The organism is Alteromonas aquimaris (assembly GCF_026183695.1).
Classification (GTDB): Bacteria; Pseudomonadota; Gammaproteobacteria; order Enterobacterales; family Alteromonadaceae; genus Alteromonas; species Alteromonas aquimaris.
In genome coordinates, this window is the sequence record NZ_JAPFRD010000005.1 from 330,022 (window position 1) to 351,003 (window position 20,982).

Below are 20,982 nucleotides of genomic sequence, written 5' to 3' on the forward strand. Positions count from 1 at the left end.
TTGGCTCCCCCTCCCCGACTCGAACGGGGGACCTGCGGATTAACAGTCCGTCGCTCTAACCAACTGAGCTAAGGGGGACCGGCTTTTCAACGGAGGCGAATATTAATGACGTCACATGCTGCTGTCAATAACATTCAACATATTTTCTTATCTATTTTTCAAAAAGTCTATTTTTGATGGTTTATTGCACAAAGCGCCAATAACCCCTCAAAAATATATGTTTGCTCATTCGTGAGAGACCAAATGAGTGGAGGAAAAATAATAATTCGCAGAGTGCGAAAGTCAGATCTTATGCAAGTTTTTTTTTATAACAAAAAACGCTTAAAAAATTCGTTTAAGCTATAAAAACGTTATTGACTACTGTCTATATGTCCAGTTTTTCGAAATAGTGTCGCCCAAATTGCCAGTACACAAGGTTAGTCTTTACTTACACGATCTCATTAGGATCCTGTAAAAAATGCCGCCACCATTGGGGTTTGCGTAGTTATCCACTATTTCTGTGGATAACTATGTTAATAAACAAATATATCGTTGCGAAATTATGGACGATCTAGCGCCTGGATCCCTTTGCATTACAAAGAAGTAATTCTTTAAAGTCATTTAAATCAATTATTTATGTTGTATTTATGGCTTGTTTCTGAAACTCACATAATTTAATGTTTTACAGCTGACAACTTGTGTGTTATTTGCCAAACTGGTTGATCTCCGATAGCCTGATTTTTAGCAAGTGTGTAAATATTACAGGCTAACATTACATTTTTTTAACATTAAAGGTTGATTTGTAAACACCCTATAACCTTAAATTTTCTAAGTTATTATTAACCTGGTTCACGGGGGTGTTACCAATTAGCGCCACTCTTTAAAGTATTTGATCGGGGCTGTTTAATAAAGGACATACAGGCATCTCTGATAACCAAAAAAACGATTCTGGGATAAATCGGCTGAGTAGGGGGTTTTTGTACATCTTATTTATATTTAATAAAAATGTTAGCAGTTGTCTTAGTTTGTCCGTAGACTGATCCCAACAATCCGCCGTGATCAAAGATCAACCTAGCGAGGCCGCGCCTTCATCCTCATAGTACAATTCAGACGAGAAAACGAGTTGACCGTGACAGCTACAGCATCAAGTTCTACCAACCTTACCGAAGGTAAAATTCAAACCACCTTATATCGTATGACTGTGCCGATGATAATCGGTATGATCATGATGATGAGTTTCAGCTTAATAGATACGTTCTTTGTCAGTTTGTTAGGCACTGAGCAACTTGCAGCAATTAGCTTCACCTTCCCCGTCACGTTTACCGTAATCAGTTTGAATATTGGCCTGGGCATTGGTACATCAGCAGTAATAGGTAAGTTACAGGGAAGGGGAGATCCTGAAACTGCCCGTTTCCGAGCGACTGGGGCAATGATGTTATCTGTATTGCTGGTTGGAATACTCGCTTTAATAGGTATGTTTACTATTACCCCGGTCTTCAGTTTATTAAATGCATCCTCTGAATTGCTGCCCTATATTTCTGAATACATGTCTATCTGGTATCTATCGAGCTTGTTTCTTGCCTTACCTATGGTAGGCAATAGCGTGCTAAGAGCGTGTGGTGACACACGCACGCCCAGCATTATTATGGCGGCCGGCGGTTTTTTAAATGCTGCATTGGATCCCTTGCTTATTTTTGGCTGGGGCCCTATCCCCGCAATGGGGATACAAGGGGCGGCTGTGGCCACTTTAATTGCCTGGTCAGTGGGGGCTGCGTGGATTATTTACTTGCTGGCAATTAAACGTAATCTGATGCTGCCGCGCCTACTTACCCTACCCGAGCTCATCGAAAACAGTCGCGATGTGCTGCGTATCGGTTTCCCAGCAGCTGGGGCAAATATGCTTACTCCCATAGCAGGGGGCGTGATGACTGCAGTGGTGGCAACTTATGGTGCAGAGGCTGTGGCTGCCTGGGGCGTAGGACATAGGCTTGAATCTATTGCCAGCATTATTATCCTATCATTATCCATGACGTTACCCCCGTTTATAAGTCAGAATGTAGGCGCAGATAAATTCAATCGGGTTGAGCAGGCTTATAAACTTACTTTAAAGTTTATTATGCTTTGGCAGTTATTCATTTTTATTATGCTTTGGGCGATGTCTGGACTGATTGCAGAAGTCTTTGCCAAAGAAGCGGAAGTCGCAGATTTAATAAAACTATTTTTAGCGATTGTGCCATTAGGCTATGGCTTGCAAGGCGTAATCATTTTGACCAACTCCTCTTTTAATGCAATGCATCAGCCAATGACTGCACTCGTGCTTAGTGTCATCCGTCTGTTTGTCTTCTTCGTACCCATCTCCTATTTAGGAAGTATTTTATATGGATTGGAAGGACTATTCTGGGGAACGGTAGTGGCAAATTTATTGATGGGAGCATTATCTTATTACTGGTTTACAAGAGAAATACAGCAGTTTCGTGAGGAATTCGAGGAATTAAAACCGCTATGAGTAAAGGTTTCGAGCTAGTATCACAATACAAACCAGCGGGGGATCAGCCAAAAGCGATCGGCGAATTGGTCGACGGACTTGAGAGTGGGCTGGCTAGCCAGACTCTTCTAGGGGTGACCGGCTCAGGGAAAACATTTACCATGGCCAACGTGATCCAACAGGTTCAGCGTCCCACTCTTATACTTGCCCACAATAAAACGTTGGCGGCACAGCTTTACGGCGAAATGAAAGAGTTTTTCCCTAATAATGCGGTTGAATATTTCGTTTCGTATTACGATTATTATCAGCCAGAAGCTTATGTCCCTAGCACCGATACCTTTATTGAAAAAGATGCCTCAATAAATGACCACATTGAGCAAATGCGTTTATCCGCCACTAAAGCACTGATGGAACGACGCGATGTAGTAATTGTCGCCAGTGTCTCCGCCATATATGGTTTAGGCGATCCTGAATCCTATATGAAAATGTTATTACATTTGCGCCAGGGGGATATTGTTAACCAGCGGGATATTTTGCGCCGGTTGGCAGAATTACAATATAAACGGAATGATTTGGCCTTCGAACGAGGCTCGTTCAGGGTGAGGGGAGATGTCATCGATATCTTCCCTGCAGATTCAGAAAAACAAGCTGTTCGGGTTGAGCTGTTCGATGAAGAAATTGAAAAAATCAGTCTGTTTGATCCGCTGACAGGCGCCGTTGAGAAGTCTGTTGTGAGAACCACCGTTTTCCCTAAAACACACTACGTTACCCCGCGAGACAAAATTCTTAGTGCAATTGACCGCATCAAGGAAGAGTTAAAAGATCGCAAGGAACAGCTCAAGTCAGTCAATAAGCTGCTTGAGGAACAAAGGATCTCCCAACGCACTCAATTTGATATAGAAATGATGTTAGAGCTGGGGTATTGCTCAGGGATCGAAAATTATTCTCGCTATCTTTCGGGCAGGGCACCAGGCGAGCCGCCACCCACTTTAATCGACTATTTTCCTGCAGACGGGTTGTTATTTATCGATGAATCTCACGTTACCGTTTCCCAGATTGGCGCCATGTACAAAGGGGATCGCTCACGTAAAGAAACTTTAGTGGAATACGGTTTCAGGCTACCCTCTGCATTGGACAACAGACCCTTAAAATTCGAAGAGTTTGAACATATATCTCCGCAAACTATCTATGTATCCGCCACCCCAGGTAAGTATGAGTTGGAAAAATGTGGTGGAGATGTGGTAGAGCAGGTAGTGCGACCCACAGGCTTATTGGATCCTGAAATTGAAATTCGCCCGGTCGCCACACAGGTGGATGATGTTCTCTCTGAAATTCAGCAGCGCGTCAAGGTAGATGAAAGAGTACTTATTACTACGCTGACAAAACGCATGGCGGAAGACCTGAGTGAATATTTAAATGAGCACGGGGTACGTGTGCGTTACCTGCATTCTGATATTGATACCGTTGAGCGTATTGAGATCATTCGGGATTTGCGGTTAGGAAAATTTGATGTGCTGGTAGGCATTAACCTATTACGCGAAGGTTTGGATATGCCGGAGGTGTCGCTGGTGGCCATCTTAGATGCTGACAAAGAAGGATTCTTAAGAGCAGAGCGTTCATTAATTCAAACGATCGGTAGAGCGGCACGTCATATCAATGGTAAAGCCATTATGTACGCTGACAGAATTACCGACTCGATGAAGAGGGCCATGGACGAAACCGATCGTCGCCGCGAAAAACAACGCGCTTACAATCAAAAACACAACTTGACGCCACAGCGATTGAACAAGCCCATCACCGATATAATGGATGTGGGCGACTCGGCCCATCCGGCCGCGGGTAAAGTAAAATTACGTAAAGTTGCAGAAAAGCGAAAAGCTCAATCTTATGCCAGTGCGACAGAGATAATGGCGCAAATAAGCGCGCTGGAAAAACAGATGTTTGAATGTGCAAGAGAACTTGAGTTTGAAAAAGCCGCTTCGTTGAGAGACGACATTGAAGCGCTAAGGAAGCAAGTTGTTGCGTTGTCTTAAAAAATTAGCATTGTAATCCGATAAACAGTCGCCTAATATGGTGTTATAAGTATCCATAACTATACCTATAAAAATGGTGCATTCATGTTAAATCGATTACAAGAGTCAGACATTAAGCTACTGCGTGTGTTTTATGCGGTTGCCAGTTGTAACGGATTTACAGCGGCTGAGCCTGTATTACGTATGCAGCGTCCTAACATCAGTGCGGCAATCAAAAAGTTAGAGGAACGTCTGGACCTGGTTCTCTGTCATCGTGGTCGCGGTGGTTTCCAGATGACCAAAGAAGGCGAGGTCGTATTTCAAGAAACCAAACGTATCTTTAATGCGTTTGATAATTTCGTTTTCAACCTTAAATCGCTTCATGATGACTATTCTGGTCATATTACATTAGTGCTGATGGCTGGATTGCCCTTATCAATGCATTTGGCCGTCAGTAAAGCCGTCAAAAGTACCATGAAAAAGTTTGATGACATTCATGTGAATATTCAAACGCGATTATACAATGAAGTCGAACATGTGGCCTTGTCGGGTGAATGTCACTTAGTCGTGTCTACCTATGATATGGTGAAACCTGAGTCGGTCACTTTCCATCCGATAGGGGTAGAGTGCCAGGGCAGACTTTATTGTGCGCCCACTCATGAGTTAGCCAAATATCGTGACATTGAATCGTTACCAGAGAAAGTGAAAATTGAAGATTATCCGGCCATCGGGATTTCCGGCTTGTCTTCAGCTAACTATATCGAGGATGAACGCCGCCTGGCTATTCAGACTTTCTCTGATTCCTACGACGCGGTAATGTCTGCCATTATGACAGGGGAATATGTAGGTTTACTGCCCGATTACATGGCTAAAGAGCAGGGAGCCAGCTTAGGTTTGGTGCCCATTGCGCGGGGGAGTCTATTTAACTTTTCTCATGAACTGTTCGTGATGAACGGTAAAAATACGCGCCTTAATCCGGTATTACGACACTGCATAAAAGAATTAGCTTACTTTATCGCTGAAAGCCAGAAATAGTTGAACCAGACAGGGGCACGTCAGAGTGCCCCTGTTAATTATTCATATTCCAGTGGATCCACAGCCTCGTTTTCTTTAAACGCTTCCAGTCTTTCTTGGCATGCACCACACTTGCCACAGGCTTTTTCCCGCCCGTTATAGCACGTCCAGGTGTACTGGTAATCCAAACCCATTCGTAGGCCATCAGTCAATATGTCCGTTTTGCTGTGATGCAGGTATGGGGTAACCACGTCTACCTTTTCATAGTTTGCTATGGCACACACCTCTTTCATCTTTTGCACAAATTCAGGACGGCAATCAGGATAAATGGCATGATCCCCTGAATGGGCACCGTAATACACTGCGTTTGCCTTTTGACTTACCGCATAGCCTACCGCGAGGGAAATCAGTATCATATTGCGGTTAGGCACAACAGTTTGCTGCATACTGGGCTCTTCATAATGCCCTTCAGGTACGTCTATGTCATCTGTCAGTGCAGAACCACCTACAAGGCTGTTTATCGCGCTGATGTCGACAATTTTATGGGGTACTGCGAGCATTTCACAGGCGCGTTTAGCATAATCCAGTTCCTTTTTATGTCGCTGGCCGTAGTTAAATGACAGCGCAACAGGTTGCTTACCATCCAGGATCGCTTTATTTAACACGGTAAAAGAATCCATACCGCCAGAGTAAATGACTATAACTTTTTCGGTCATATTATTTAATTGTGAGAAATTGTAGCCGAATTTTAGGTGATTCTTGCTAAAATCCCAACTGTAGAAAACACATTAGTAGTTATAGAATCATCGTAGGAGCGTAGAACTTGTCAGCCACGCAGTTAAAAATAAATGAAATGTTTGAAACCATACAAGGGGAGGGGGTGCATACCGGTGTGCCTTCAATCTTCGTGAGGTTGCAGGGTTGTCCCGTTGGATGCCCCTGGTGCGATACTAAACACACGTGGACACTGGATGATGCCTTTTTAACTTCCGCGAGTGCTGTGTTGCAAAAACAGCAGGAGTCAGAACATTTTTTTAATGCAGATGAACATGAGTTGCTTTCATTATTTTCCCATCGAGGTTATCAGGCAAGGCATGTGGTCATTACCGGTGGTGAACCCTGTATGTATGACTTGTTACCGTTGACCACGCTGCTGCACGAACAAGGTTTTACTACGCAAATCGAAACGAGTGGTACCTACGAAGTGAAGTGCCATGAGGCTACCTGGGTGACAGTTTCGCCTAAGGTCGACATGAAAGGAGGCCTGCCAATTCTTGATTCGGCTATGATGCGAGCCAATGAAATTAAACATCCTGTCGCCATGCAAAAGCATATCGATGAATTGGATAAATTGCTGCAACGATTAGGTGACAGTAAACCTGAGCATATTTGTCTGCAACCCATCAGTCAGCAACAGCGAGCAACTGACTTGGCAATCAAAACTTGTATCCAGCGGAACTGGCGTTTATCGTTACAAACGCACAAGTATATTGGAATTGAATAATCAATGATGGCACTCAGGAATGATATGAGACCTAACATAAACAAGTTTATAAGTTGTATTATTTTATGTTTGTTGCCAATAACCGCCTTATCGGCAACTTGGTCTTTGACCTATCCTCGGCCAATTGAGGAAGGTGATCTGCGCGATGAATATCCACTTGCTCTGCTCACGTTGGCCTTGGAGAAAACGGGAGTTAAGTACAGTTTATTGCCCTCAGAGCGAATTTTATTGCAAGGTAAGGCGTTGCGGCAGTTAAAAGAAAATCGTGAAATAAACGTGATGTGGAGTATGACCGACACACAGCGTGAAAAGGACTTATTGCCAATTAGAATTCCCATTGGTAAAGGGCTGATTGGCTGGCGAGTCTTTTTAATTAGCAAAACGGCACAGGCACGCTTTAATGACGTTGCTACTGTTCAGGATTTAATTTCACTTGACCCGGTGCAAGGGGAGGATTGGCCAGACACCAAGATTTTACAAGCAAACGGTTTCAACGTAGTGACGGTAAAAGACCATAAGCGCGCATTCACTGCCGTGACAACTAATCGCGCTGACTTTTTCCCCCGCTCAGTTATTGAAGTACTGCAAGAACTTAAGACGCCCGCTATTGCTAAAGAGCTGGCGGTAGAAGAAAAATTAGCGATCCACTATCCCACCGCATTCTACTTTTTTGTTAATAAAGGAAATACCACCCTGGCGCGATTAATCGAAACAGGATTGCAACTCGCTATTGAGGATGGCTCTTTTGATGCGTTGTTCTTATCGTCTTATGAGGAAACATTAAGACAACTTGATCTTGATAGTCGTCGTGTATTTCATCTGGACAATCCCCTATTGCCAGAGCTGACTCCGATAGACGATAAAAAGTTGTGGTACTACCCTGAAACTAGTAAAGGAGCAGAAGTTAATTGAAAGTAAAAAGTAAAAAGTAAAAAGTAAAAAGTAAAAAGTAAAAAAAGGAACACAAAGGCAGCCTGTTAAGGTCTGCCTGCAAATTTTGGAACTTTAGATTGTCGTGCCGTGAACATCTTTCATTGAACGCCCTGAGGGATCGGCGTTCGCCTTAAAGCTCTCATCCCATTCCAGCGCTTCCACTGTGCTACAAGCAATAGATTTTCCGCCGGGAACACATTTCGCGGCACTTTCCTGGGGAAAATAACTTTCAAAGATAGTACGGTAGTAATACCCTTCTTTGGTGTCAGGAGTATTAATTGGGAACCTGAAGGCTGCAGCAGCCAACTGCTGGTCGGACACTTCTGTGGCAACAAAATCACGGATAGAGTCGATCCAGGAATAGCCTACACCATCGCCGAACTGCTCTTTCTGCCGCCATAACACTTCATCGGGCAAAATCTCCTGGCTATCAAATGCTTTGCGTAATATCCACTTTTCCATTTTTTCCGAAGAACACATTTTATCTTGAGGATTCAATCGCATAGCAACGTCGATAAAATTTTTGTCTAAAAAGGGGACGCGTGCTTCTACACCCCAGGCCGAAGTCGCTTTATTCGCTCTGGCACAGTCAAACAGGTGTAAACGCGCTAATTTACGTACTGTTTCTTCATGAAATTCTTTTGCATTTGGGGCTTTATGGAAATACAAATAACCTCCGAAAATCTCATCTGAACCTTCACCGGATAGCACCATTTTGATGCCCATCGCTTTGATTTTTCGGCTCATCAGGTACATCGGTGTGGCCGCCCGAATGGTCGTGGTATCGTAGGTTTCCAAGTGATAAATTACGTCTCTGATGGCATCTAAACCTTCCTGCACCGTGAAGTGTATTTCGTGATGAACTGTACCGATTTTATCCGCCACCTTACGCGCAGCCAGTAAGTCTGGGGCATCTTTAAGACCCACCGCGAAACTGTGCAAGCGTGGCCACCACGCTTGTGATTGGTCTTCATCTTCCACCCGCTTAGCTGCATATTGAGCGGCAATGGCAGAAACAAGCGAAGAGTCCAGTCCACCAGATAATAGTACACCGTAAGGAACATCTGACATCAAATGGGTCTTGACTGCTTTTTCAAATGCCTGCTTTAATGCTGTTAAATCGGTCTGGTTATTTTTTACGGCGTCATATTGCATCCAATCGCGTGTGTAATAACGTTTGAGATGGCCCTCTTTACTCCACAAATAGTGCCCTGGAGGAAATTCGCTTATAGTCTTACATATAGGAGCAAGGGCCTTCATTTCTGAAGCGACATAGAAATTTCCGTGCTCATCGTATCCTGTATAAAGTGGGATTATTCCCATGTGATCACGCGCGATGAGATACGCATTCTGACTTTCATCGTAGAGAACAAATGCGAACATGCCTTCAAGGGAATCGATGAAAGATGCCCCATTCTCCTGAAACAGTGGAAGGATGACTTCACAATCAGATTTTGTTTTAAAGGAATAAGGCTGGTGGAGTTTGGCTTCCAACACCTTGTGGTTATAAATTTCACCATTGACAGCTAATATCTTTTTACCATCCTGGCTGACTAAAGGTTGTGCACCATTATCTACGTCGACTACCGCCAGTCGTTCATGACATAAGATGGTATTATTATTATTCCAGATACCTGACCAGTCAGGGCCGCGATGACGCAGCAACTTGGCTAAATCTAATGCCTGAGTACGTAGTTCAGATACATCGGTTTTTATATCCAGAATAGCGAAAATACCACACATAATAAGGGATCTCTCTTATCAGCAATTAAATGAAGGTTTGTCGTTTCTGTCGGGTAAGAGGAGAGGTTGTTATTGCTTTGCCTGTTGTATGTTATCGGCAATCTATTTTTATTAATTGAACATTGTTCAATTCTCCTCCCTCGACTGTGCCATCGTGAGGAAAAAAAGCAAGCGAAAATAGGGTGAGTAGTAAAAATAAAAAAGCCAGACTTCATCAGCCTGGCTTTAATGACTAAAAGGCAACACGTTATTTACGTTGGAACTCGCTTTCCTCTTTCCAACCAGGCCACTCTTCAGCGTTTGCCACATCGTAACCTACTTCAAATAACATCTGGGTATCTTGCGCTATGCCAGACAAATCCCAGTTATCGCGATACTGGTCACACACCTGATGGTAACAACCCGTCACGATCACTTTCATGCGTTTACGATATTTCGCTGTGGCTTCATCAAAAGGTTCAGTACCCCCTTTTGCATAGAGTGCTGGCACACCTTGTTTGGCGAAGCTGAAGTGATCTGAGCGATAATAATAGCCTGCTTCTGGACGATCTTCCTGAGTCAGGTGACGACCTTGTCGCGTTGCCGCTTTCTCAAGATAGGTTTCCATCTCGGATTTACCCATTCCCACCACCGCAACATCTTTGGTCTTACCCAATACGTTCATTGCGTCCATATTAATGTTGGCAACGGTTTGCTCGATTGGAATAACAGGGTTGTCAGCATAATATTTGGAACCTAATAATCCTTGCTCTTCAGCGGTAACAATTAAAAACGTTACCGAGCGCTTAGGCGCGCTGTTAAGGTCACCAAACGCATTGGCCATGACAATCGCCGCAGCTGTTCCAGTTGCATTGTCATGGGCGCCGTTGTAAATCTGGTCGCCATCCAATGACTCGTCCTTACCCAGGTGATCCCAGTGAGCTGTATAGATAACATGTTCGTTGGGCAGTTCGGAGCCAGGCAAGGTCGCAATAAAGTTGTAGCTTTTCGACTTTTTAAATTTATTCTTCACGGTAATGGATGCGTTAATATCCATTTCCTTAGAATAAGGTCCTTGCATGGCTTTCGCTTTTTCTTCTTCGAAATCAAGGCCAGCATCGGTAAACACTTTTTTCGCTGCGTCTAACGTCAACCATCCTTCCATCGACACTCTGCTGGCTCCGCCATCTTTACTCACTAATCCATATTGAGGTCCACTCCAGCTATTGGCCACCACTGACCAGCCGTAAGAGGCTGGGGCGGTCTCATGCACAATGAGCGCAGCGGTAGCACCCTGACGGCTGGCTTCCTCATACTTGTAGCTCCAGCGGCCGTAATACGTCATGGTTGTGCCCTGAAATTTCCCGCTGTCTGGGTTTTCAAATCCGGGGTCATTGACCAGAATAACTACTGTTTTACCTTTGACATCTAACCCTTCATAATCATTCCAATCATATTCTGGCGCGTTTACGCCATACCCGACAAAGACTAATTCAGAGTTATTAACGCTCACCTCTGCTTGTTCGCGCTTTGATGAAGCGACCATATCTTTTTTATAAGCAAATTGATTATCACCTATCTTAAGGTACATATCTGGATCAGCGGTGATTTCCATCAAGGCGACTTCTTGGAGAAAGCTATCGCCATTGCCCGGCTGAAAACCCGCTTTTTTAAACTCACTGGTTAAATAATCCAGTGTTTTTTTCTCCCCAATGGTGGTGGGCAGACGTCCTTCGAATTCATCCGAAGCAAGTGTTTTAATTGGTGGGTGAAATAGTTCAGCATCAATACTGTTATACACTTCGCTAAAGTTAGACGAAGCAGTATTCGGGTTGTTAGGGGGTGTCACAGACTCGTCTGTGTCGACGCATGCCGTTAGTCCAAGACTGGTTGTGACTAAAAATGGCAAAAGAATTTTTTTCATTATTTATCTCTGTTTGCTCTACAATCGTGACCAGTATAGAGAAAAGCTTTTTTATAACCAACCAGTACCGATGAATTTAAATGAGAATAAGATAAGTTGGCGAATGGCGCTGAAAACTAGCATGATGGATCGTCCATTGCACACGTACAACTCGCATTATGGTCTATTTAATTTTCAGCATTTCCCGAATGTTGAGCAACTGAACCAACTGGCAACACGTGTATTACCGTGTGAAAAGGCGGTGCCTGCCTTTAAAGCCAATCGTTATTTTGCAGAGGACAAACGATATTATGAGGAAATCATCTGCCAGAGTCAGGTAGTTCCTACGCGCGAAAACAACTGGCATGACTTCTTTAATGCCTTAATTTGGATGCAGTTTCCAAAAACGAAGCGGTTATTTAGTGAGTTGCACCAACAAGATATCGCCGAGTTTGGTCTTAATCCCCGAACCCGCAGACGCAATCATATTACCCATTTTGATGAATGCGGTGTCATCATTGCCATTCCAAGCAGTATGATGACGGAAGGAAATGCATTACTTACGTTACTGGCTAATCATGACTGGGAGCGCGTATTTCAATCTTTTAAGGATTGTTGGCATCGTGTCCTTTTTCCCATTGTGTTTGGTCATGCAATGTTAGAGATGATGTTGCAACCCTTTATTGGCCTGACGGCTAAATGGTTAGCTGTGGAAGTGAGCGATGAATTTGCCGAGTTGTCATTTGGGCAACGCAATCATTTGTTGGATCAGGCCTTGATGCAGAGAGTCCAAGCGTTAGGTCATTTCGACATTTCGCATCCTCTGAAACCATTGCCTGTTCTAGGCGTGCCCGGCTGGTATCAACATCAATCCCACCAATTTTATTTAAATAAAGCGTACTTCAGACCATCATCTCGAACAAATGAATGGCCTGAATATATTTTGCTTTAAAACAAGAGGATGATAAACCAGACAGCCCAGATAATCGCATAGGGCGCCACCGCAATTATGGTAGATTTTTTGGTAGAGAAACTGGTCCACTGACTAATACCTACTGACATCAGGTAGATTGACCAAATGGCGTCGACTTTAAGTGACTGGGCAAAGGCAAACCATGGCGACCCCATATCGATACTAAACACATAGGCAATCGACAATGGCGCTAATACGGTGGGTGGTATCTGATGATCGCCCGCAATGAGAATCAAAATTAATGCCACTAAACTACTAACCACCACAGGCATGCCAATCCACCAAGTCATGCCATACCAGTCAGTAAATCCATGTAGGTTTTCTTCATCAGATCGAGTTGCCAGGTTTAAGTAAAGTGCAACGATGGCGTTAATGGCGATATAGCCGAAAAATACCGCTACAGATGCAAAACTAAGTGCTGCTGTAGGTGACAGCTGGTTGCGAAATTGTTCTTGTTCGGCAGGCGTGCGATCAGCGAATTGAGCATCAACCAATAATTCGGTATACCAATTAAAGTCGACAAAATTAAAATAGACATATTGCGGTAAAATAGTCACGATGATAACAATAAAAAATGGTAGCCATGACCAGTTGTTTTTTTCAGCGAGGGCGTGAAAAACCCCATTAGGTCGAAAAAAAATGTCGTTACATGCCTGAATGGGGTTACTTACTTTATGCATCCATTGCTCCTTATAAGAAGTTAATACCGCAAGCATACTGATTTCTCTACAATTAGTACACTCCAACACTCTCAGATCATAGTTTGTAGCATTTTTTTTTGTCAAACGTGGTGAAATCACTTTATGCTGGACGAGTAGGAAACAGCATTTATAAAAAGAATACTTAAGAATAATTACAAAACATAGTCATAGAGGTAAGGGAAATCGCATGATATCGATATCGCACCTGGCGAAAAAATTCGCTGTGGAAAATCCTAAGAAGCTAAGTGAGCAGGAAAAAAAGGATCCGCGCTTAAAGGGACGGTACTTCCATTCTGTAAAAGATGTCTCTTTTTCGTGCGAAAAAGGGGAGGTTCTAGGGTTGCTGGGACCTAATGGTGCGGGCAAAACGACCACTTTAAGAATGTTATCCACCGCCCTGAAACCAGATGGGGGTGACATCGTGCTTGAGGGGGTAAACGTCGTCAGCGATCCATTGCTCGCGCGAAAAAAGATCGGTTTCCTTTCAGGTTCAACGGGGTTATACGCCAAACTCACGGGCCGCGAAAATATCACCTACTTTGGTCAACTTCACGGTATGCGTCCTGACATAATTAAACAAAAAATTAATGAGTTGGCTGACACACTCGATTTACATAGTTTTTTAGACCGTCGCTGTGCAAATTATTCAACCGGAATGAAGCAAAGGATTGCCATTGCCAGAACAGTAGTTCATGAACCGAACGTGGTTATATTGGATGAGCCTACAACCGGGTTGGATATTATGGCGACGCAAACCGTTTTGAATTTTATCCGTGGGTTAAAAAACAGCGGTGTGCCTGTTATCTTCTCTACCCATCACCTGGCAGAGGTGGATGAGTTGTGTGACCGCGTAACGGTGATAAACCATGGTTTAACTGAATTCGACGATACCATTAGCGCTTTTCGTGATTTAGCTCCTCAATCAATGCATCAGGCGTTTTTACATACGCTTAAACAGGACGTTTAATTATGTGGTTAGTATTTTTAAAAGAAATTAAAGAATTGGTTCGAGATAAGAAAACTCTTTTCTTCATGATTGCGCTCCCCATGATCGTATTTCCCTTAATTATCGGCGGCGTGGCATGGTTTTCTGGCAAAGCTTTGCAGGAGGCGCAAACGAAAACGCTTTCCTATTCCATCGTCGGTGGGCAACTGGCGCCTGAAGTCACCCAACACCTGGATAGTGAAAATGGATTTGAGCTGGTCTCCATGCCCGCTGAAAGCAATTTTAAAGAATGGATAAAAGCTGAGAAAGCAGATTTCGTGATCGTCATACCCGACAATTATGGTGCTAATCCATTAGAAACCGGACAAATTAAAATACAGGTTTATTTAAACGATGCTAACTTGAACATGGTAGAGGACCGTCTCAATGCCATCGTCGGAAAGATTGCTGACCAAAACCAGCAATTTGCATTTGATGAGCTAGGGCTTAACGAGGCTCAACAACAGGCATTGATACACCCTATTGTCTTGGAAAAAGTCGATATCGCAGATAAAAGGGAGAGCATCGGTCAGAAAATTGGCGGCTTTATTCCTTACTTTATTTTTATCCTGTGTCTGCAAGGCGCCATGATCCCAGCTACCGATTTGGGTGCTGGGGAAAAAGAGCGTGGCACCTTAGAAACCTTACTTATCTCACCCATAGAACGGCATAAACTAGTGCTTGGGAAGTTCATTACCATCGGTTTTGCGGGAGTAGTCTCTGCGCTCGTAACGGTCGTCAGCATGGCGGTATGGGGCATAGTACTAAGTCAGGGAATGGCAATTGAGTTAGTCGCTGATTTCATGGGCTCGATTAGCATTATCGACTTTATATTAATGTTTTTAATGTTAGTGCCAGTAGTGGCGATTTTTGCTGCCGTTTTACTGAGTCTTTCTATCTATGCACGAACCTTTAAAGAGGCGCAAGGGTACATGACCCCATTGGTGATGATTGTTATCGTCCCGGTTGTACTTTCAATGTTACCAGGGGTTGAATTAAAAGGTGTGTGGGCCTGGGTACCCCTAACAAATGTTGCATTGGCTATTCGCGAATTAATTAAAGGGACCATGGATTACATGCAGTTAGTTGCTATTTTTGGCTCTACGGCAATCATAGCGGGCTTATTATTGGCCTTCTGCGTGTACTGGTTTAATCAAGAGAAAGTGTTGTTTAGGTAACAGCAATCGGCACTGATACTTACTCACTCAGTGCGGTGGTCTAACATTAAAAGTGATAAAAAACCTGCCGAATTGGCAGGTTTTTTTATCCCTTCTAGAAATACACATAATTGAGCAGGCTGATCACAATTGTGCTGTATACAATCGATATCGGCAGGCCTATTTTAGTGAAGTGGGTAAATTTATAATCTGCTGCATTAAAAGCTAACAAATTTGTTTGATACCCATAAGGTGATATGAAACTCGCACTTGCCGCAAACGCCACCGCTAGCGCAAAAGGCAGAATAGGTGCGCCAATTATTTCTACTACGCCGTAAGCGAACGGAAACATCAGGGCCGCTGCCGCGTTATTGGTGACAAATTCGGTTAGCAGTAAAGTGGTGACATAAATTACGGCCAAAGCGACCAGCCAATTCGTATCGGAAAGGTAAGGCAACAGAAAATGTGTGCTGGTGGCGATAACGCCAGAATTCTCTAAAGCCGTGGCTAAGCTAAGTGCGCCCACAATAACTACCATTAAATTTAACGGTAAGTTACGTTTGAGTTCAGTATTTGTCACTACTTTAAAAGCAACTAACACAGCGGCGAAAAACATTAACCCAATACCCAGTGGAACCAGATTAATCGCAGACAAACCTACTGTGATCAAAAAGCCGCCGAGCGCAATCACTTCCTGATTTAAATTTAATGGGCGAGCAATTTTCTGATTGCTTAAAACAAAGAAATTTTTGGTCAAATTATGACGTGAATGAAAGTCTGGCCCCGTCGCCAAAAGTAAAAAGTCACCAGCTTTTAGTTTTATGTCGCCCAGTTTCCCTGAAAGTTGTTCGCCATCCCGTCGAATAGCGACAACCGCTGCGTCAAATAAGGCCCTAAAACCTAAAGCTTTGATCGTTTGCCCAACAATTTGGGCACGATTTGCGACTAACACTTCCGTGAGGTTATCGCGCATAATGCCATCGGCCTCAGCAAATGTGGTCAAGCCTCTGATATGGCTTAAATTATCAATTTTTTGGACATTTCCAGAAAAAATGAGCTTATCTCCTTCCTGGATAAGCAGATCAGGTGTAACGGGGGAAATGAGTTTTCCATCACGGATGATTTCGGCAAGAAACAATTCAGGCAAATTGCGGAGATGATTTTGTTCAACAGATTTACCCACCAACTCTGAATGTGGCTCAACTTCAGCTTCTAAAAAGTACTCTCTAAAGTTCCGTTGTTTATTTTCGATGTTGGGCAAAAGTGGTGTAAGAAAAAACATTAACACACCACAGCTTAAACCTCCTATTAATCCATATAGTGTGAAATCCCAAAAGGCAAAACCCGGATGTCCATGTTCCTGTAAAAAACTATCTACGATGAGATTGGTAGAGGTTCCTATTAACGTCACCGTCCCGCCCAAAATAGCGGCATAAGAGAGTGGTATTAAGAAGCGAGAAGCAGGGTGGTATTGGTTCTGTTTAACTGGGCCAATCAAGCTGGCTACAATGGCGGTGTTATTCAGCAGAGCAGACGAGAAAAAAGTTAGGCCAAATAAACGCCAGTAGGATGCCCCAAAGCTTTGCGTAATAAGTTTACGTCCTAACCTCTTAATTAATGCTGTCTTATCTATCGCACTGCTCACTAATAGCAGTAGCACCAAAGTAATTAACCCTTTGTTGGTCAGGTTAGAAAGAATGTCTTCAAATTTGAGTTGTTGGGCAAGAACTAAGCCGAGCATGGCTGCGGCAAATATGGTTGAAGGGCGCTGGTTAGAGAAAATCAGCGCCAGAATGGTGCCGAGAAAAACACTCAGCACCACTAACTGGCTCAGATCCATAGTTGTATACTTCCTTAGTGGTAACTACTTGCTAATATCGATAGCATTCCAATGCGGGAAGTGTTTACGAACTAACGCATTAAACTCAAGCTCGAACTCAGAGTAGTGAGTTGAAGCGTGCTGTTGATCTTTGGACAGTTCATCAATAATCATACCTGCACCCACCGTACCGTTGGTGAGGCGGTCTATTACGATAAACGCACCGGTAGCCCTGTTTTTCGTATAGGGATCACACGCGACAGTTTGCGTGAATTTGACATCAACAACTGCTATTTCATTGAGGTTAAGATGCATAGCATCTTTTTTCTCTAAGGTATTCACGTCAATCTGATAATCAATATGCGAGACAGCCCCAGAGGTCATTTTCGTAGCAAATTTAAAAGCGTATTGCTTATTAGGCATTAATGGCTCATCAGCCATCCATACCAGATGAGATTTAAACTGCGTGGCAGACAACGGCAGATTGTCAGATTTGACGATCATATCGCCACGAGAAATATCAATCTCGTCCTCAAGCGTTAGCGTTGTTGCCTGGGGAACATAGGCGCGTTCCTGTTCACCCTCAAAGTTAACGATAGCTTTCACTTTCGATTTTTTACCCGACGGTAGCGCCATAACCTCATCACCCGGAGCAATTTCACCAGACACAACGGTGCCTGCGAACCCGCGAAAATCCAGATTAGGGCGATTTACATACTGGACTGGGAAACGGAAATCTTCGTGATTGTTATCTTCACCAATTTCGATACTTTCAAGCAAGGCCATCAATGGTTCGCCTTCAAACCATGGAGTGTGTTCGCTTTTATTAACGACATTGTCCCCTTCCAGAGCGGAAATCGGAACAAAACGAATATCTGGAATATCTAAATTCTTCGCAAATTCCAGGTAGTCTTCACGAATTTGATTATAGGTTTTTTCGCTGTAATCCATTAAGTCCATTTTGTTAATTGCAACAATAACGTGCTTAATGCCCAGAAGATTTACCAGAAATGAGTGACGTCTGGTTTGTGTCTTCACGCCACCACGCGCATCAACTAGAATAATTGCAAGATCACAGGTAGAAGCCCCTGTAACCATGTTGCGGGTGTACTGCTCGTGTCCTGGTGTATCAGCAATGATGAACTTACGTTTATCAGTAGAGAAGTAGCGATACGCCACATCAATGGTGATGCCTTGTTCACGCTCTGACTGAAGCCCGTCAACGAGCAACGCCAAATCAACTTTATCGCCTGTAGTACCAACCTTTTTACTGTCTTTGGTAATGGCGGCCAGTTGGTCTTCGTAAATCATTTTTGAATCGTGTAACAAGCGACCAATTAAGGTACTTTTACCGTCATCGACACTACCGCAAGTTAAAAACCGCAGAAGATCTTTTTGTTCATGTTGTTCCAAATAAGCAAGAATGTCTTCTTGCAACAAACTATTTTCACTATTCATGCTTATGCGCTCACTAAGAAAAAGGGGTTTAATACGGACGATTTCTGGTTATAGGTTAAAGGTTCAGCGTTCGGATCCAATGGATTATCGGGATCCAGTACGGTAACCTTAGCACCGGCTGCAAGGGCCACCGCATGCGCAGCGCCCGTGTCCCACTCGGATGTCGGACCAAGTCGTGGATACAGATGCGCTTCACCGCAGGCTACCAGGCAAAGCTTTAACGAACTTCCCATCGCGACCAACTCTGTTTCGCCTTCAAGCTGCTCTAACAGGTTCTTGATTTCGGGACTCTGATGCGATCGGCTGCCTACTACTTTCCACACTTCACCAGTTTGATGTTGACGAGCTTCAATTGTTTTTGTGCCTTCATCATTTTCTATCCATGCACCTTTGCCAACGATGCCTACGTAAGCTTCTTGACGGGCAGGCGCATAAACAACGCCAAGGGTGGGTTTGCCATTATCGATCAGTGCGATATTAACCGTGAATTCGCCATTTTTCTTGATGAACTCTTTGGTACCATCAAGCGGGTCAACCAACCAGTATTGCTGCCAGGTTTGACGCTCTTCCCACTCAATGTCTGCCGACTCTTCTGAGAGAATGGGCAGATCTGAGAGTTCTTTTAATTCTTTGACAATGCATTTATGTGCCGCTAAGTCAGCTTCCGTAAGGGGGCTGGTATCCTGTTTTTCATAAATGTCAAAATCCTTCTCATAAATGCCCATAATTTCATCGCCTGCCAGTTTTGCAATGCGTAAGATTTGCTGGGCGAGAGGGTCGGGTAATGTCATTACACAAAGCCTCTTTCAGTCAATAGTGAATACAAGCGCTCAGCCGTGTCTTCAGCGCTTTCTTCTTTATAAGTTAAATGGACTTCAGCAGAAGTGGGGGCCTCGTAGGCTGAATCTATGCCAGTAAAATGCTTGATATCACCGCTACGCGCCTTTTTATAGAGGCCCTTTGGATCACGTTGTTCACACACTTCTAAGGGTGTATCAACAAACACTTCTACAAATTCACCCTTTTCCAGCAAATTCCGACAAAAGTCGCGGTCAGCCTGGAATGGGGAAATAAATGCGGTCAGAACGATAGTGCCAGAATCAACGAAAAGCTTTGCCACTTCGCTGATTCGACGTATATTTTCTACCCGGTCTTTGTCATCAAAACCTAAATCTCCGCACAATCCGTGTCTGATATTATCGCCATCAAGCAGATAAGTATGTTTATTTTGCTCGTGAAGTTTTTTCTCAAGCAGATTCGCCAGCGTTGATTTACCAGAGCCACTTAAACCCGTTAACCAAATGACACGCGGAGTCTGCTGAAGTGCTTCACTTCGCGTTTTCTTGGATACTTCGTGCTGATGCCACACGATATCGGTTTTCATTAGAAGTATCCTTCCATTTTCTTCTTCTCCATTGAGCCAGCACTGTCGTGGTCAATGACGCGACCCTGGCGTTCTGAAGTTTTGGTCAATAACATTTCCTGAATGACTTCAGGTAGGGTAGAGGCGGTAGACTCCACCGCGCCTGTCAGCGGGTAGCAACCTAAGGTACGGAAGCGCACCGATTTCATTTGAGGTTGCTCACCTTCTTTTAACGGCATACGGTCATCATCGACCATAATTAATACTCCATCACGCTCTACAACGGGACGAGGCTTAGCCAAATAAAGTGAAGGAATGTCGATATTTTCAAGATAGATATACTGCCAAATGTCCAGCTCGGTCCAATTTGACATGGGGAATACACGGATGCTTTCACCCTTATTGACCTGCGAGTTATAAATATTCCACAGCTCAGGTCTTTGATTTTTTGGATCCCAACGGTGGTTACTATCACGGAAGGAATAAACACGTTCTTTCGCGCGTGATTTTTCTTCGTCACGGCGCGCGCCCCCAAAGGCGGCATCAAATTGATATTTATTTAGGGCCTGCTTCAATGAAGCGGTTTTCATAATGTCTGTATGCTTTGCACTACCATGGGTGAACGGCCCAATCCCTGCATCTACACCTTCTTGATTGATATGCACAAGTAGATCAAATCCATATTTCTCCGCTTGTCTGTCACGGAACTCAATCATCTCGTGGAATTTCCATGTGGTATCCACGTGCAACAACGGGAATGGAATTTTACCTGGTGCAAACGCTTTGCGTGCAAGATGCAGTAGTACCGAAGAGTCCTTACCTACAGAGTACAGCATAACTGGGTTATCAAACTCAGCGGCCACTTCGCGAAAGATATGGATACTCTCGGCTTCGAGTTGTTTAAGATGCGTAATCGATGGAATATTTGCAGTCATTGTCGAATCCGAATAAGAAAGTTATATACGAAAGAATTA

17 protein-coding genes and 1 tRNA gene are annotated in these 20,982 nt (G+C 43.7%); 8 read left to right on the top strand and 10 right to left on the bottom strand.

The features are described 5' to 3' along the window. Position 1: 1 nt before the first annotated feature. Positions 2 to 78 (bottom strand) — tRNA-Asn (locus tag OPS25_RS04495). A gap of 1,108 nt (positions 79 to 1,186) precedes the next feature. Between OPS25_RS04495 and OPS25_RS04500 the strand changes: the two genes are divergently transcribed. The 3 genes from OPS25_RS04500 (at position 1,187) to OPS25_RS04510 (ending at position 5,511) form a co-directional block, all read left to right on the top strand. Further along, a complete protein-coding gene (locus tag OPS25_RS04500) occupies positions 1,187 to 2,485 on the top strand; it encodes an MATE family efflux transporter (protein WP_320411950.1) in 1,299 nt (432 codons plus the stop codon). Beyond that, the gene (uvrB, locus tag OPS25_RS04505) at positions 2,482 to 4,497 is read left to right on the top strand and encodes an excinuclease ABC subunit UvrB (protein WP_265616453.1); all 2,016 of its coding nucleotides are present in this window, start codon (positions 2,482 to 2,484) and stop codon (positions 4,495 to 4,497) included. The genes OPS25_RS04500 and uvrB overlap by 4 nt, the downstream gene beginning before the upstream one ends. A gap of 84 nt (positions 4,498 to 4,581) precedes the next feature. Then, positions 4,582 to 5,511 carry a LysR family transcriptional regulator gene (locus OPS25_RS04510; protein ID WP_265616454.1) on the top strand — a complete coding sequence of 310 codons (930 nt, stop codon included), beginning with the start codon at positions 4,582 to 4,584 and terminating at the stop codon, positions 5,509 to 5,511. 38 nt (positions 5,512 to 5,549) lie between these two features. On the opposite strand, the gene queC is transcribed toward OPS25_RS04510, so the two are convergent. Further along, complete coding sequence (gene queC, locus OPS25_RS04515) at positions 5,550 to 6,206, bottom strand: 7-cyano-7-deazaguanine synthase QueC (RefSeq protein WP_265616455.1); 657 nt, start codon at positions 6,204 to 6,206, stop codon at positions 5,550 to 5,552. Positions 6,207 to 6,343: 137 nt separating this feature from the next. Between queC and queE the strand changes: the two genes are divergently transcribed. Together queE and OPS25_RS04525 are read left to right on the top strand one after the other, a co-directional pair. Further along, complete coding sequence (gene queE, locus OPS25_RS04520) at positions 6,344 to 6,994, top strand: 7-carboxy-7-deazaguanine synthase QueE (protein WP_265616664.1); 651 nt, start codon at positions 6,344 to 6,346, stop codon at positions 6,992 to 6,994. 24 nt (positions 6,995 to 7,018) lie between these two features. Next, entirely contained in the window at positions 7,019 to 7,906 is an 888-nt protein-coding gene (locus OPS25_RS04525; protein ID WP_265616456.1) for a type 2 periplasmic-binding domain-containing protein, read from the top strand. Positions 7,907 to 7,999: 93 nt separating this feature from the next. On the opposite strand, the gene asnB is transcribed toward OPS25_RS04525, so the two are convergent. Both asnB and OPS25_RS04535 read right to left on the bottom strand, forming a co-directional pair. Then, positions 8,000 to 9,670: an asparagine synthase B gene (asnB, locus tag OPS25_RS04530; RefSeq protein WP_265616457.1), complete on the bottom strand. Its 1,671-nt coding sequence runs from the start codon at positions 9,668 to 9,670 to the stop codon at positions 8,000 to 8,002. Positions 9,671 to 9,917: 247 nt separating this feature from the next. Beyond that, positions 9,918 to 11,573, bottom strand: coding sequence for a M28 family metallopeptidase (locus tag OPS25_RS04535; RefSeq protein ID WP_265616458.1), 1,656 nt, complete (start codon positions 11,571 to 11,573; stop codon positions 9,918 to 9,920). Positions 11,574 to 11,676: 103 nt separating this feature from the next. On the opposite strand from OPS25_RS04535, the gene OPS25_RS04540 reads away from it, so the two are divergent. Beyond that, positions 11,677 to 12,504 (top strand): DUF3025 domain-containing protein, encoded by an 828-nt coding sequence (locus OPS25_RS04540; protein WP_265616459.1) that lies wholly within the window; start codon positions 11,677 to 11,679, stop codon positions 12,502 to 12,504. Here the strand turns inward: OPS25_RS04540 and OPS25_RS04545 are convergent. Further along, on the bottom strand, positions 12,501 to 13,205 hold the full coding sequence (locus OPS25_RS04545; protein WP_265616460.1) for a YIP1 family protein: 705 nt from the start codon (positions 13,203 to 13,205) through the stop codon (positions 12,501 to 12,503). The genes OPS25_RS04540 and OPS25_RS04545 overlap by 4 nt on opposite strands. 208 nt (positions 13,206 to 13,413) lie before the next feature. On the opposite strand from OPS25_RS04545, the gene OPS25_RS04550 reads away from it, so the two are divergent. Then, on the top strand, positions 13,414 to 14,193 hold the full coding sequence (locus OPS25_RS04550; RefSeq protein ID WP_265616461.1) for an ABC transporter ATP-binding protein: 780 nt from the start codon (positions 13,414 to 13,416) through the stop codon (positions 14,191 to 14,193). 2 nt (positions 14,194 to 14,195) lie between these two features. After that, positions 14,196 to 15,389 (top strand): ABC transporter permease, encoded by a 1,194-nt coding sequence (locus OPS25_RS04555; protein ID WP_265616462.1) that lies wholly within the window; start codon positions 14,196 to 14,198, stop codon positions 15,387 to 15,389. Positions 15,390 to 15,483: 94 nt separating this feature from the next. Here the strand turns inward: OPS25_RS04555 and OPS25_RS04560 are convergent, their stop codons facing one another. From OPS25_RS04560 to cysD, 5 genes are read right to left on the bottom strand one after another with little or no spacing between them, the layout of a single operon-like run. Continuing rightward, on the bottom strand, positions 15,484 to 17,208 hold the full coding sequence (locus OPS25_RS04560) for an SLC13 family permease (protein WP_265616463.1): 1,725 nt from the start codon (positions 17,206 to 17,208) through the stop codon (positions 15,484 to 15,486). A gap of 24 nt (positions 17,209 to 17,232) precedes the next feature. After that, entirely contained in the window at positions 17,233 to 18,645 is a 1,413-nt protein-coding gene (gene cysN / locus OPS25_RS04565; RefSeq protein WP_265616464.1) for a sulfate adenylyltransferase subunit CysN, read from the bottom strand. 2 nt (positions 18,646 to 18,647) lie between these two features. Continuing rightward, positions 18,648 to 19,436: a 3'(2'),5'-bisphosphate nucleotidase CysQ gene (cysQ, locus tag OPS25_RS04570; protein WP_265616465.1), complete on the bottom strand. Its 789-nt coding sequence runs from the start codon at positions 19,434 to 19,436 to the stop codon at positions 18,648 to 18,650. Further along, positions 19,436 to 20,029: an adenylyl-sulfate kinase gene (gene cysC / locus OPS25_RS04575; RefSeq protein WP_265616466.1), complete on the bottom strand. Its 594-nt coding sequence runs from the start codon at positions 20,027 to 20,029 to the stop codon at positions 19,436 to 19,438. The genes cysQ and cysC overlap by 1 nt, the downstream gene beginning before the upstream one ends. Beyond that, positions 20,029 to 20,943: a sulfate adenylyltransferase subunit CysD gene (cysD, locus tag OPS25_RS04580; protein WP_265616467.1), complete on the bottom strand. Its 915-nt coding sequence runs from the start codon at positions 20,941 to 20,943 to the stop codon at positions 20,029 to 20,031. The genes cysC and cysD overlap by 1 nt, the downstream gene beginning before the upstream one ends. Positions 20,944 to 20,982: the final 39 nt, after the last annotated feature.

Excerpts from the sequence above, each read along its gene's own strand:
- OPS25_RS04540 (WP_265616459.1), top strand. The coding sequence starts at position 11,677 with ATGGCGCTGAAAACTAGCATGATGGATCGTCCATTGCACACGTACAAC.
- OPS25_RS04550 (WP_265616461.1), top strand. The coding sequence starts at position 13,414 with ATGATATCGATATCGCACCTGGCGAAAAAATTCGCTGTGGAAAATCCT.
- cysN (WP_265616464.1), bottom strand. The coding sequence starts at position 18,645 with ATGAATAGTGAAAATAGTTTGTTGCAAGAAGACATTCTTGCTTATTTG.
- cysD (WP_265616467.1), bottom strand. The coding sequence starts at position 20,943 with ATGACTGCAAATATTCCATCGATTACGCATCTTAAACAACTCGAAGCC.
- queE (WP_265616664.1), top strand. The coding sequence starts at position 6,344 with ATGTTTGAAACCATACAAGGGGAGGGGGTGCATACCGGTGTGCCTTCA.
- queC (WP_265616455.1), bottom strand. The coding sequence starts at position 6,206 with ATGACCGAAAAAGTTATAGTCATTTACTCTGGCGGTATGGATTCTTTT.
- OPS25_RS04510 (WP_265616454.1), top strand. The coding sequence starts at position 4,582 with ATGTTAAATCGATTACAAGAGTCAGACATTAAGCTACTGCGTGTGTTT.
- OPS25_RS04545 (WP_265616460.1), bottom strand. The coding sequence starts at position 13,205 with ATGCATAAAGTAAGTAACCCCATTCAGGCATGTAACGACATTTTTTTT.
- OPS25_RS04560 (WP_265616463.1), bottom strand. The coding sequence starts at position 17,208 with ATGGATCTGAGCCAGTTAGTGGTGCTGAGTGTTTTTCTCGGCACCATT.
- OPS25_RS04525 (WP_265616456.1), top strand. The coding sequence starts at position 7,019 with ATGAGACCTAACATAAACAAGTTTATAAGTTGTATTATTTTATGTTTG.
- cysC (WP_265616466.1), bottom strand. The coding sequence starts at position 20,029 with ATGAAAACCGATATCGTGTGGCATCAGCACGAAGTATCCAAGAAAACG.
- uvrB (WP_265616453.1), top strand. The coding sequence starts at position 2,482 with ATGAGTAAAGGTTTCGAGCTAGTATCACAATACAAACCAGCGGGGGAT.
- OPS25_RS04555 (WP_265616462.1), top strand. The coding sequence starts at position 14,196 with ATGTGGTTAGTATTTTTAAAAGAAATTAAAGAATTGGTTCGAGATAAG.
- OPS25_RS04500 (WP_320411950.1), top strand. The coding sequence starts at position 1,187 with ATGATAATCGGTATGATCATGATGATGAGTTTCAGCTTAATAGATACG.
- OPS25_RS04535 (WP_265616458.1), bottom strand. The coding sequence starts at position 11,573 with ATGAAAAAAATTCTTTTGCCATTTTTAGTCACAACCAGTCTTGGACTA.
- asnB (WP_265616457.1), bottom strand. The coding sequence starts at position 9,670 with ATGTGTGGTATTTTCGCTATTCTGGATATAAAAACCGATGTATCTGAA.
- cysQ (WP_265616465.1), bottom strand. The coding sequence starts at position 19,436 with ATGACATTACCCGACCCTCTCGCCCAGCAAATCTTACGCATTGCAAAA.